This is a genomic window from Halotalea alkalilenta DSM 17697 (genome assembly GCF_000621205.1).
Classification (GTDB): Bacteria; Pseudomonadota; Gammaproteobacteria; order Pseudomonadales; family Halomonadaceae; genus Halotalea; species Halotalea alkalilenta.
This window is the reverse complement of the sequence record NZ_KK211226.1, coordinates 233,250-245,306: the sequence shown is the minus strand read 5'-3', so window position 1 is coordinate 245,306 and position 12,057 is coordinate 233,250. Positions and strand designations below refer to the sequence as shown.

At 66.5% G+C, this 12,057-nt stretch carries 13 protein-coding genes; 5 read left to right on the top strand and 8 right to left on the bottom strand.

Annotated elements, in window-relative coordinates; all coding sequences use genetic code 11:
• The first annotated feature begins 57 nt into the window (after positions 1-57).
• Both Q376_RS24810 and Q376_RS0110385 read left to right on the top strand, forming a co-directional pair.
• Positions 58-216 (top strand): hypothetical protein, encoded by a 159-nt coding sequence (locus Q376_RS24810; RefSeq protein ID WP_155834279.1) that lies wholly within the window; start codon positions 58-60, stop codon positions 214-216.
• Positions 217-395: 179 nt separating this feature from the next.
• The gene (locus tag Q376_RS0110385; protein WP_043447476.1) at positions 396-1,151 is read left to right on the top strand and encodes a gamma-glutamyl-gamma-aminobutyrate hydrolase family protein; all 756 of its coding nucleotides are present in this window, start codon (positions 396-398) and stop codon (positions 1,149-1,151) included.
• A 49-nt stretch (positions 1,152-1,200) separates the two neighbouring features.
• On the opposite strand, the gene Q376_RS0110380 is transcribed toward Q376_RS0110385, so the two are convergent.
• Entirely contained in the window at positions 1,201-1,626 is a 426-nt protein-coding gene (locus Q376_RS0110380) for a VOC family protein (protein ID WP_027350256.1), read from the bottom strand.
• Positions 1,627-1,738: 112 nt separating this feature from the next.
• On the opposite strand from Q376_RS0110380, the gene Q376_RS0110375 reads away from it, so the two are divergent.
• Positions 1,739-2,623 (top strand): LysR family transcriptional regulator, encoded by an 885-nt coding sequence (locus Q376_RS0110375; RefSeq protein ID WP_027350255.1) that lies wholly within the window; start codon positions 1,739-1,741, stop codon positions 2,621-2,623.
• A gap of 15 nt (positions 2,624-2,638) precedes the next feature.
• On the opposite strand, the gene Q376_RS0110370 is transcribed toward Q376_RS0110375, so the two are convergent.
• From Q376_RS0110370 to Q376_RS0110355, 4 genes are all read right to left on the bottom strand, one after another.
• Positions 2,639-2,899 (bottom strand): hypothetical protein, encoded by a 261-nt coding sequence (locus Q376_RS0110370; protein WP_027350254.1) that lies wholly within the window; start codon positions 2,897-2,899, stop codon positions 2,639-2,641.
• A gap of 628 nt (positions 2,900-3,527) precedes the next feature.
• Positions 3,528-4,475: an N-acetyl-gamma-glutamyl-phosphate reductase gene (gene argC / locus Q376_RS0110365; protein ID WP_027350253.1), complete on the bottom strand. Its 948-nt coding sequence runs from the start codon at positions 4,473-4,475 to the stop codon at positions 3,528-3,530.
• A gap of 197 nt (positions 4,476-4,672) precedes the next feature.
• Positions 4,673-4,921, bottom strand: coding sequence for a CsbD family protein (locus tag Q376_RS0110360; protein ID WP_027350252.1), 249 nt, complete (start codon positions 4,919-4,921; stop codon positions 4,673-4,675).
• Between the two features lie 332 nt (positions 4,922-5,253).
• Positions 5,254-6,750, bottom strand: coding sequence for a helix-turn-helix transcriptional regulator (locus Q376_RS0110355; protein WP_052365123.1), 1,497 nt, complete (start codon positions 6,748-6,750; stop codon positions 5,254-5,256).
• A 230-nt stretch (positions 6,751-6,980) separates the two neighbouring features.
• Between Q376_RS0110355 and Q376_RS0110350 the strand changes: the two genes are divergently transcribed.
• A complete protein-coding gene (locus tag Q376_RS0110350) occupies positions 6,981-7,298 on the top strand; it encodes a hypothetical protein (protein ID WP_027350250.1) in 318 nt (105 codons plus the stop codon).
• 115 nt (positions 7,299-7,413) lie between these two features.
• Complete coding sequence (gene soxR, locus Q376_RS0110345) at positions 7,414-7,872, top strand: redox-sensitive transcriptional activator SoxR (protein ID WP_027350249.1); 459 nt, start codon at positions 7,414-7,416, stop codon at positions 7,870-7,872.
• Here soxR and Q376_RS0110340 read toward each other — a convergent pair.
• The 3 genes from Q376_RS0110340 to Q376_RS22230 are packed head-to-tail and all read right to left on the bottom strand — an operon-like array spanning position 7,869 to position 11,963.
• A complete protein-coding gene (locus Q376_RS0110340) occupies positions 7,869-9,284 on the bottom strand; it encodes an FGGY family carbohydrate kinase (RefSeq protein WP_027350248.1) in 1,416 nt (471 codons plus the stop codon). The two genes, soxR and Q376_RS0110340, sit on opposite strands and share 4 nt — an antisense overlap.
• Positions 9,281-10,531: an NAD(P)/FAD-dependent oxidoreductase gene (locus tag Q376_RS0110335; RefSeq protein WP_027350247.1), complete on the bottom strand. Its 1,251-nt coding sequence runs from the start codon at positions 10,529-10,531 to the stop codon at positions 9,281-9,283. Before Q376_RS0110335 ends, Q376_RS0110340 begins: the two co-directional genes overlap by 4 nt.
• Positions 10,524-11,963, bottom strand: a complete 1,440-nt coding sequence (locus Q376_RS22230) for an NAD(P)/FAD-dependent oxidoreductase (RefSeq protein WP_052365122.1) — start codon at positions 11,961-11,963, stop codon at positions 10,524-10,526. The genes Q376_RS0110335 and Q376_RS22230 overlap by 8 nt, the downstream gene beginning before the upstream one ends.
• Between the last annotated feature and the right edge of the window lie 94 nt (positions 11,964-12,057).

Genomic DNA, 12,057 nt, shown 5'->3' with positions numbered 1-12,057 from the left:
ACTGCGAAGGTCGAAGGATTCGCCGACGGCGAATCCTGAATCCGACGGGAGGTATTGATGATGCTTGGACATTTACTCAGGATGCTCGCCCGCTACTTCGTCTTCGGGCTCAGCGTGCTTTCCTCCACCAGCCTGCTGCTCTCCTGTGGCGATGCCCGGCGGGTACTGGATGCGCCCGACGCCGCCCGGCAGCCTCGCGTGCGGCGGCCACGCTGACCCAGCGCTCTATGCACCGATGACACACTGACCAAGCCCGACGCCCCCGGCCGCGATTGAACGCGCCCGGGGGCGTTGGCTTGAATGGTTGGATAATCGTCGGATGAGCGGCTCGTGTGGAGCGAAGCCACCGAGTGGTGCTAGTTTGGCCCGAGGCCCTCTACCGGAAGATTGCGCTCATGGTGGCTGCATCGACCAAGCCTGTCATCGGCATCACCCTGGATGCCGAGCCCGCCGGTGGCTACGCTGCCTCGCCCTGGTACGCGCTGCGCCAGAACTACATTTCGAGCGTCAATGCCTGCGGTGGCGTGGCGATCGCCTTGCCCCACCATCCAGAGCTCGTCCCCGAGCTGATCGCGCTGTGTGACGCCCTGGTGATCACCGGTGGTGCCTTCGATATCGACCCCGCCTTGTTCGGCGAACGGATCAGTACGCCGACCATCCGCTTGAAGCCCGAACGCACCCGCTTCGAACGCGTACTGCTCGAAGCGGCGATGGCGCGCGACCTGCCGGTCCTCGGCATCTGCGGCGGGCAGCAGCTGATCGCTGCGCTCACCGGCGGCAGCCTGATCCAGCACATCCCCGACGAGATCGGTGATCAGCTGGGGCACAACCGCAGGGCCGCCGGCGAACTGGTCCATCATCCGGTGACGATAGCGCCGGGCAGCCTGCTGCATGCGGTGACCGGGGCCCGCGAACTGAGCGTCAATACCTCCCACCACCAGGCGGTGCGGTCGGTAGGCCCCGGCTGCGTAGTCACCGCGCGGGCGCCCGACGGCGTGATCGAGGGCATCGAGTGTCCGGGGCTCACTTTTTGCCTGGGCGTGCAGTGGCATCCCGAGTATCTCGAAACCGCCGCGGACCGCGGCATCTTCCTGGCCCTGGTGGAGGCTGCGCGCCGATACGGCGAAAGGCGCCAAGCCCCGGCATCCTGAACCTTCGGTTCGCACCGCGGCCGGCCGCCAGCACGATGGCGCTGGGGCCTCACTTGGCGAAAAGCTGGCTCATGTCCTTGAACGCTTTGAACTCGAGCGCGTTGCCGCAGGGATCGTACAGGAACATGGTGGCCTGCTCGCCGACCTGGCCTTTGAAGCGCACGTAGGGTTCGATCACGAATTCGGTGCCGTGCGCCTTGAGCCGCTCGGCCAGCGCTTCCCACTCCTCCCAGCCGAGCACCACGCCGAAATGCGGCACCGGCACGTCGTGGCCGTCGACCGCATTGGTATGGGCGGCTTCCTGCGAGGTGGTCTTGGGGTGCTCGTGGATCACCAACTGATGGCCGAAGAAGTCGAAGTCGACCCAATGGTCGCTGGAGCGGCCTTCTTCGAGGCCGAACAGCTCGCCGTAGAAGCTGCGGGCGGCGGGAAGGTCGTAGACGGGAATGGCAAGATGGAAGGGAGACAGGGCCATGGGTGTTGCTCCTCGGGAGTTCGTTGTGGCGGTCATTCTCCCTCGGCGGATATATCGATTGAAAGAGTGTAATTTAGCTATCTGATATCGGAAAAATGGATCGATCCAGAGCATGATCAGAGAGCTCAAGACCTTCCTTGCCGTCGTCGAGTACGGCACCTTCGCCGCTGCGGGCCTGCAGGTCGGGCTCAGCCAGTCGTCGGTCAGCGCTCAGATCAAGCAGCTCGAGACCCGCTTTGGCGAGCGTTTGTTCGACCGCACTGGGCGTATCGCGGTGCTCAACGCCGCGGGCAAGCGGATCCTGCCGCTGGCCGAGGAGATGGTCGGGCTCGAGCGCAGGATGCTGGCGCTGAACGAGGCCGAGGAGCTTCGCGGCGAGCTCAGGGTCGGCGCGATCGCCAGCCTGCAGAGCGGAAGGCTCCCCCAGGCGCTGCTGCGCCTGCGCGAGCGGGCGCCGAAGCTGCGGGTGCGGCTGGTGCCGGGGGTGTCGCTCGGGCTGCTCGATCAGGTCGATGCCGGCAGTGTGGATCTGGCACTGCTGCTGCGCGCGCCCTTCGCGCTGCCCAAGGAGCTCCACGCCGAGGGTATTGGCGAAGAGCCGTACGTGGTGATCGCGCCGCGCGGGGAAAACGACGGCCAGGCATCGAGCGATCCACTGCATCTGCTCGCCACCGAGCCGTTCATTCGCTATGACCGAAGCTCCTTCGGTGGCCGGCTGGTCGAGCGCTTCCTCAAGCGCCAGCGGATCACGCCGCGCCAAGTGATCGAAGCCGACGAGCTCGAGGCGATCGCGCGGATGGTCGAATGCGGTCTTGGTGTGTCGCTGATTCCCGCCGCCGGGCCGTGGCTCGAGCGCAGCGAACGGCTGCGCGTGCTGTCGCTCGGTGAGGTGACCTTTCATCGTGAGCTGGTGCTGGTCTCCCGCGCCAGCCAGCGCCGGGCCGCGGCCCTGACCCTGTTCGCCGACTGCCTGCGCAGCGCTATCGCTGGGGACTAGAAGAGCGGACCCGCGCTAGCAAGCGCCACACAGCGCTTTGCAGACGTCACGCGCGTCCGCCTGGTTGGCTGCCTGCCGCGGAGCGCGCAGGGATTTGGCGTCGAAGGTGGTTGGGCGGATGCAGCCAGCGGGAAGGCGGGTGGCCTGCCTTTCACTCTCTCGCTCCTCGTTGGCGGCGACGGCCCTGGTATCGGCGCGGCCGGCGAACAGGCGGCGAATGGCGATCGCGAGCATGGCGAAGGCCAAGACGGTGACGAGAATCCTCCTGCGTTTCATATCGATGTCCTCTTCAGCGTGCCGGGTGGCCGGGACGCATTCATTAGCATTGAAGCTAATTATGCGCCGATACCCAGGCTGCCACGAATCGATTGCAGCTATGTGACTCATTGCCGGAGATGATCAAAGTGGGGGTTGGCTTGGAGGCGATCGCACCACCGGTCGGATGACCGGCGGTTAAGACTGCCGACAAAGTATTTGAAGATGCCACGATGGCTTCCAGCCGCCTCCGAGAGCGCGCTGGCCGGCAATCGATTGCACCGGGATTTGCGACATGGATGTCGCAAAAGGCGCGCCCGGACAGGGCGGAAAAACTGCTCCTGCATTTTCCGCATTCCCGCCATCCATGGCGGTCAGATGTCCATGCGCGCCGACCCGAGGACAAACGATTGATCGGCCAGGGTTTCGCGATCTCGTGGCGGCGCGTCCCCCTAAAGGGGGAGCGCGAGGGGGCCGCCCCTCGCATCTAAACGAGCGATAGGCTCGTTGGGACGAAAACGGTTCTCGACTCGCCTAGATGGAAAACGTCGCTGGGTTAAAAGGGGTTTGTCATTGACCTGCACCACCGGTCGGATGACCGGCGGTTGGAGACACGGCTGTCTGAAAAGCGCCTGCGCTCGTCGGCCTTTCAGTCGAGATTCAGTCCGCGGCCCTCGTCGCAGCCGAGATGGACGTTCATGCTCTGGATGGCGGCACCCGCGGCGCCCTTGCCGAGATTGTCGAGGCGGGCGACGAGCAGCAGCCTTTCGGCGTTGCCGCAGATCATCAGGTCGACGCGGTTGGTATCGTTGCAGCCCTGGACATCGAGAAAACCGGCGTCGAGGTTGCGCTCGTCATCCAGCGGCAGCACGCGGATGAAGCGCTCGCCCGCATAGTGGCGCGCGTAGGCGGCGTGCACCGCGGCTGCGTCGACGCCGGCCAGCGTGGCGAGCTGCAGCGGGATCTGCACCGAGAGCCCCTTGAGGAAGGGGCCGACCACCGGGGTGAACACCGGTGCGAGCTCGAGCCCGGTCTGGGCACACATTTCCGGTAGATGCTTGTGCATCAGCCCCAGGGCGTAGGGGCGCGGGCTGGCGAGCCGTGGATCGCTCGTGCCTTGGTACTCGGCGATCATGCGCTTGCCGCCGCCGCTGTAGCCGGTCAGCGAGAAGGCGCTGAGTGGGTGGCTCGGTGGCAGGAGACCCGCGTCGATCAATGGCCGCACCAGCAGCACGAAGGCGCTGGCGTGGCAGCCGGGATTGCTGATCCGTTTCGAGGCGCGAATCTTCTCACGCTGGCCGGCGGCGAGCTCGGGCAGGCCATAGGTCCAGTGCGGATCGGTACGAAAGGCGGTGCTGGCGTCGATCACGCAGGTATCGGGGTTCTCGACCAGGCCGACCGCTTCGCGCGAAGCATCGTCGGGCAGGCAGAGGAAGGCGACATCGGCGGCGTTGAGGAAGCGGGAGCGCTCGTTGCGATCCTTGCGCTTGGTGTCATCGATGCGCAGCAGCTCGATGTCGTCGCGCAGGTTCAGATAATCGAGCAACCGAAGGCCAGTGGTACCCTCCTGCCCATCGACGAAAACCTTGAATGCCATGGCGTCCTCTTCGCTTCTCGCGTCGACCGATCGGATCGTTTGATTCAGGCCGTGCCGGGCATCGGGTGCTCGACATGGCCTAGGGTCGAACAGCATGCCATGCGCGGCGCGGAGACGAAAGCGGCCCCGCGACGTGGGTCGCGGGGCCGCGGAGGATCATCCCGGGGATGATGGCACGATGCGTTGGAGCTGGGGGCTCAGAGCCGCCAGATACGCCCGATCACGAAGCCGATGGCTGCCGCGGTCGCCAGCGCCCCGAAGGGGTTGCTGACGGTGAATTCGCGTACGTTGTCGATCGCTTCGCCGTAGCTCGCCTGGGCCTGGCCCGCCTTCTGGCGCAGCTTGCCCTTGAGCCGCTGCTCGTCATCGTCGATGAAGTCGCCGTAGCTTTCCTGCGCTTGACCCAGCACATCGCGTGCCTGGCCTTCGATACGTTCCTTGGACATGTTCGCTCCTGTGCGTGCACTTCGTGGACGACCGCGTCGTCAGTCTCGGCTCGCCAAGCAAGGCTTTTGCGATACCGAGTATTCAAACTCTAGCAGGCGGTGCCAAAAGATCACGGAAGATCGCGATATGAAGGTGGACGCATCCCTGCGTCCGGGGGCCATCCTGGCTGCTGTGAGTGGTACCGGCAGACACTGCGCTTGCGGTCGGTGCAGATCCTTCTGCACCGGGACCATCCCTGGTGCCACTACCGGTACGTGGCAGGGATTCTGCGCGTGGCGTCGAGCTTCGCATAGAGACATTAGCACTAGCTGGGCTAGTGCATTTGCGGGGGTCAGTAGCCGAGGCCGAAGATACCGCGCTCGCGTGCCCAGACGATGGCTTCCGCGCGGCTGTGGAGGCCGAGCTTGGCGTAGATGGTCGAGACGTGGTTGCGCACGGTGTTGGGGGCGAGACCGAGCTTGCGTGCGATCTCCTTGTCGGCCAGACCCTGGCAGAGCAGCGACAGGACCTCCCGCTCGCGCGCCGAAAGATCGTCGAGCCTTGGCCCTTCCGATTTTCCAGCCACGTTGGCGCGGCGCACGTTGGCGAGCTTCTCGAGCAGGGTTCGGCTGAACCAGGAAGCATCCTGCATCACCGCCTCGATCGCATTCACCAACTCCGCTTCGCTGCGCCGCCGTTCGGTGATGTCGAGCAGGGTCACCAGGGTGCAGATCTCTTCGCCTTGCAACAGCACGCGCTCCGCCGAAACCTGGCAGTCGAGCACCTCGCCCTGGCGGGTGCGGACTTGCAGCTCGAGTCCTCGCACGCTCCCCTCCTTGGCGAGACTCTCGTCGAACCGGCGGCGGCTCTCCTCCTCCCACAGGCCGAGCGACTCGGCGCTGCGTCCGACCAGCGTCTCGCCGTCGTAGCCCAGGGTGGAGACGAACGCATCGTTGACCTCGAACAGCACGAAGTCCTCGCCGACCAGCGTGCTCGGCACCGGCGACATCCTGAACGCTTTCTCGAAGCGCTCCTCGCTGAGCCGTAGCGCGAGCTCCATGCGCCGGCGCGGCTCGAGGTCGGTGAAGGTGAACAGCATGCAGGGCTCGTCATTGAAGTCGATCGGCTGTCCGGCCACCATCACCCATTTGTTGCTGCCATCGGGCAGTGCCAGCGCGGCTTCCATCTGCGCGATGGTCTGGCCCGCCTCGAGTCGCTCGATCGCCTGGGCGCGTCGCTCGGCCTGGGAGAACACATCGAGCTGGTAGACCGAGCGTTGGATCACCGCCTCGCGGGTAAGCCCGGTCATCTCGAGAAAGCCTTGGTTGACCTTGACGTAGCGCTGGTCGCTGAGCCGGCAGATCAGTGCCGGTGCCGGGTTGGCATTGAAGGTGCGCTCGAATCGCTGCTCGGCGAGCGCCCAGTCGGTGGCATCCTGGACCACCAGCACCAGGCAGTCCGCTTCGTCGTTCTCATCGGTCAGCACCAGGCCCCGCGCGCGGTGGATGCGAAGCGGTGGGGCTTCCTCTGCGACTGGGGCGACCTCGATCACTACGTCCTCGAAGCTTTCACCGGCGAGCAATCGTTCGAGCGGGTACTGACCCGGCTGGAGCGGATGGTTGTTGCGATAGCGCAGCAGGAAGCGCTCGCGATAGGTGCCGACGTCGCCGCCTAGCGACTCGAGCTCATCGACACCGTGCATCTCGAGTGCCGCCTGGTTGGCCCAGGCCAGCTCGCCGCTCGGATCGAGCAGGATCACCCCATCGCTGAGTCCTGCGATGATTTGCTGCAGCTGTCGGCGAGTGGTCTGGCGTCGCAGGGCTTGGTGGTCGATGGTGATCTCGGACATGGTATTTCCTCGACGCGTCACGGGCGCGGTGTCGACCTGGATTATCCCGGCAAACGGGCGCCGCGCAAAACGCTGCCCGCGCAGTCGGACCAGCCTCGGGGCCGGTAAGGTCGATGCCCAGGGCGGGCGGGTCTGGAGGGTCGAGTCGAGGGCGGGCTTTTCAGGATGGATGCCCATACGCCCTGGTATGGTCCAAACTCTGGCCTGACCCTCTGATGGAGCATCCGCGCATGTACAAAGTGATCCCGCTGCTCGCCGCTGCGTTGCTATTCACTGGCTGTGCCAGCCAAGGTCCCAGCGAGGGAGATGTGCGCCAGGCGCTGGTCGGCAATCTTGGAGAAATCTCAGGCTATACCGGCGGCCTGGTATCGAGCAGTGACATCGATGTCTCGCTGCCGGACGACTGCACCCGGGAGGGCAGCGACAGCCGGTATCGCTGCGAGGTATGGCTGTCGGTATCGCGCGGCGTCGCGAGCCTGATGCCCGCCCAGCCGCTGGCGCTGAACTTCATTCAGGACCGGGACGGGCGCTGGCGCCTGGCGCAGTGATCGGCCGGGCGAATTTCGAGGGGCGGCAGCGGGGGAGGAAGAAGAGGCCATGGCATTGACGCCGGGAGGAACCCGGCGCAGCTTGAGACCTCGAGTCGACTTGAGGTCAATCGCTATGACGAAAGAGCTCGGCGTCGGTGAAGTCTCCCGCCGCAGCGGTGTCGCGGTCAGCGCCCTGCACTTCTACGAATCGCGTGGACTGATCCAGAGCCGTCGCACCACCGGCAACCAGCGCCGCTATCGCCGCGACGTGCTGCGCAGGCTGGCGGTGATCCGCGCCGCCCAGCGGCTCGGTATCCCGCTCGATGAGATCCTCTCGGCGCTTGCGACTCTGCCCGAAGGCAGGACCCCCACCCGCGCCGACTGGATCGCACTCTCCGCGGCCTGGCGATCGCGTCTCGACCAGCGCATCGAGGCGCTGGTCCAACTGCGCGACCAACTCGATGGCTGCATCGGCTGCGGCTGTCTCTCGCTCAAGCGCTGCCGCCTCGCCAACCCCGACGACCTGCTCGCCGCCCACGGCAGCGGCCCCCGCCGGCTGTTGCAGGCGCCGGGGAGCGATGACGTGCCTTAGCGCCAGTGGCGTGATTTCTCCACTGCTTCAGCGAAGCATCGACGCCAGCCGGCGGCGGTGGCGGCGTCGACCCGCGGGTAGCTGACTCCGGCAATGTTGTGGTCGGCCCGCAGGGTGACGCCGAGCGCGCGGCCGGCGAGTGCGGCGCAGCCGAAAGCGGTCAGCTCGTCGAAGCGCTGGGTGATGATCGCTCGCTGCAGCACGTCGGCGAGGAACTGGACGAAGTAAGGATTTCGAGCCAGACCGCCGTCGATCGACAGCTGGTCGGTCACCGCCAGATGGCTGTCCATTGCACCGATCACCTCTGCGCTGCGCAGTGCGATGCCCTCGAGCAGCGCCTGGCAAAGATCCTCGCGGCCACTGGCCGCATCCATCCCGATCCATAGCGCTGCGCCGCGTCGGTCCCAATGCGGGCAGGCGAGCCCCGACAGGGCGGGCACGAAGGCGAGCCGGCGTGAGATCGCAGGCGCGGCGTCGAAGCCACCGAGCTGGTCGAGCCGTTCGAACAGGCCGAGCCGCGAGGCCCACTCCACCGCTGAACTCGCATCGTAGACGCCACCTTCGACGGCATAGTAGGGCGTGCCATCGAGTTCCCAGCCGATCGTCGTGGTGAGTCCCGAGGCCGCTCCCTGGATGATCCGTTCGCCGCTCAGAGCAAGGGCGAAGGCGCCGGTGCCGAAGGTGATCTTCGCCTCGCCCGGCAGTCGGCAGCCGTGGCCATAGAGCGAGGCTTGCTGATCGACTACCGAGGCGGTCACTGGGGTGCCGCGGTAGTCGCCGAAGTCGCCGACGCTCGAGCGAATCTCCGGCAGCGCCTCGATCGGTACGCCGAACAGCCGGCACAGCTCGGGATCCCAGCGCCGAGTGCGCAGGTCCATCAGCGAGGTGCGCGAGGCGGTAGTGACATCGGTGGCGAAATGGCCGGTGAGCCGCTCGAGGAACCAGGCATCGGTAGTGCCGAGTCGCAGCCGGCCGGCGCTGAGGGCGCGACCGACCTCGGGCAGCCGCTCGACCAGCCAGCCAAGCTTGCTGGCCGAGAAGTAGGCGTCCAGCGGCAGCCCGCAGCGCGCCCGGGTGAGCGCCTCGGCACCGCTGGCGCGCAGCCGTTCGATCTCATCGGTGGTGCGGCTGTCCTGCCAGACGATCACCGGTGACAGCGGTTCGCCGCTTTGGGAGTCCCAGGCGAGGCAGCTTTCGCCCTGGTTGGCGATGCCGATCGCGGCGACCGGGCCCGCCGCTTCGATACAGCATTCGAGATGGGCCAGGAGTTCGAGGGGATCATGCTCGACCCAGCCCGGCCGGGGGCGATGCTGGGCATGGCGCAGGGAGCGCACTACCCGTGCCCGGCCGGTTTCGTCGCTGAGCACCGAGCGGGTGCTGGTGGTGCCCTGATCGACGGCGAGCAGCTTCATCGGCTTCGCTCCCGGTTCTCTTCCAGTTCGATGGTGAGCCCCGATTCCCCTGCAGCCAGCCGGAGCCGGTCGAGCGGGATCAGGATGCGCCTCTCCGGTAGCAAGTGCACCTGTCGCTGCCATACCACGCCCGCGCTGCCCCGCACGCTCAGGATTCCCTTGGCAGGGCGCTCGGTGCGCAGCTGGAGATGCGCCAGGCCGTCGCCAATCGGGGTCACCAGTCGTTGAGGCACGCAGAACCTGATCGGTGGCAGGCACTGCAGCCTAATGCCCGGATGGGATCGCGGCAGTGGGTCGGTGAGGTCGCGTGCGATCAGCGCGGCGATCCGGCGGCCTTCACGATAGGACCAGCCCGCGGTCTCGATCGGGCGCAGCAGGTTGCCAGCGGCGAAATAGGCGGGATCCGAACAGCGGCCGTACTGATCGATCATCGGCCCGCCGCTGCCGGCGTCGAGCTCCAGGTGGGAGAGCCGGACTAGGCTCGACTCCGGTACGAAGCGACCGGTGAGCAGCACGCCGTCGCAGTCGATCCGTCGAAGCTCTTCATCGCTGCCTCGGATCCAGGCCGCCTCGACCCGCTCCCTGCCTTCGATCGACTCGAGCCGGGTCGAGCATTCGAACGGTACCCCGCAAAGACGCGGGAAGAGCGCCAGCGGCCAGCGCGCCAACGGTTTCTCCGCCTGTTCGATCATCAGCACCGGTTTGATCCCCGTGCGGCGGCAGCTCAGCAGTGCGGAGAGCGCGACCAGTTCGCTGCCGACGATCAGCGGTCGGCTGAACGGCTTGAGCCGCTCGAGATAGAGATAGGACTGCAGGGCGCCAGTATTGATCACGCCGAACGGGCGATCTCCGGAGATCAGGCGCGTCGAGCGCGGCGTCTCGCGCGCGCCGGTGGCGAGCAGCACGCGTTTGGCCACGATGCGAACTTGGCCCTCGGGACTGGCTGCGTCGATCACACCGCCTTCGCCGAGCGCGACCACCGAGTGGCGCAGGCGCAGCTCTACTCCCGCCGCGCGCGCGCGCTCGACGTTGCGTCGGGCATAAGCGGGGCCGCTGAGCACTCGCCGATACTCGCGCATGCCGAACGGCGGGTGGCCGCAATGGCGCGGAATGCCGCCGGCTTCGGCGTCACGTTCGAGCACTGCGACCCTGGCCACGCCCTGGTGTTTGAGCTCGATCGCCGCGGCGAGTCCGGCGGGGCCCGCGCCGATGATCGCGACGTCGTAATCGAGCAACGATTCAATCATCGGCGTGGTCCTTGCCGTGGCTGCCGCCCCTGCGGTTCGCTACCAGCGGCTCGGCGAGCGCTCGAGTGAAGTGGCCGGCGCTCAGTTCGGCGACCCGCGCGCCACAGTAGAAGCCCTGGCAGCGGCCCATGCAGACGCGGGTGCGGCGCTTCAGCCCGCCGAGGTCTCCGGGTGGTAATGGCGAGGCGAATGCAGCGTCGATCTCGCGCCGGGTGACCAGCTCGCAGTGGCAGACGATCTCGCCGTAGCCTGGGCGCTGCCAGTCGCGCTCGCGGTGCTCGGCGAGGTTGGGCAGTTTCGGCCAGAGCGGTGTTTCGACCGCCGAGTGGCGGTGGCGCTCTGCATAGCGCCGGTGGACGTGCTGGGCGATTCCCAGCGCCGCGGTGAGGCCGGTGGAGCGGATGCCGCCGACGCTGATCCAGTGGCGGTCGGGGTAGTTTTCGATCCGGTACTCCTTGCGCTCGGTGGCCGGGCGCAGCCCCGCGTAAGCGGCGGTGACCGGTACGCCGGCGAGCGCCGGAATGCGCTCGACCGCGGCGGCGATCAGCCCCTGGAGAACGGCTTGATCGAGTGCGGCGTGGTCGCGCTCTTGCTGTTCTTCTGCGGTGGGACCGACCAGCAGGTTGCCATAGACCGTGCGGGTCAGCACGATGCCCTTGGTGCGCTCGCTGGGCACCGGCAGCACGATGCGCTCGATCAGCCGGGCGGCGGCCTTGTCGAAGACCACGAACTGGCCTTTGCGTGGGTGGATGGTGAAGCTCGATCGGCCGAGCAGGCGGTGTTCCAGTCGGTCACCGTGGAGCCCGGCGCAGTTGATCACCTCCCGTGCCATCAGCGTGCCGCGAGCGGTCGAGAGTCGCCACCACTCGCCATCGAAATCGCCTGACGCCACTTCGGCCTCACGCAGCACCTTGGCATCGTGCGCCAGCGCTTGCTGCAGATAGGCCAGCGGGGTGCTCCATGGGTCGATCAAATGTTCTCCTGGCACGCTTATCGCCGCCCGGGCATTCGCTGCCAGCGCGGGTTCGAGCTGGCGCAATCGCTTCCGATCGATCAGCGAGACATCGTCCACACCGTTGTCGTGGGCCTGGGCGAGGATGCCCGGCAGCCGCTGCTCGTCTTCTTCACTCCAGGCCACCACCAGGGCGCCGCTGCGCAGCAGCGGCAGGTCGAACCGGGTGTGGATTTGCAGATATTCGCGATATCCGGCCTGCATGCACTCGAGCTCCAGACTACCGCTCGGTGCGTCGAAGCCGGTGTGGAGAATGGCGCTATTGGCCTTGCTCGCGCCGGCGAGAATATCGCTGCCGCGCTCGAGCAGCACCACGCGTGCCCCTTCGAGCGCGAAGCGCCGCGCCATGGCGCAGCCGACTACGCCGGCGCCAATCACGGCGACATCGTAGCGTTGGAGGAAGGTGTCCTTCAGGGGCATCGGTCAGCTCGGATGAAAGATGGGTCATTCGTAATGCGCAAATATGCCTCATTTAATTGACCGATTCCAAGCCAAATTGACCGAATTGCGTGCG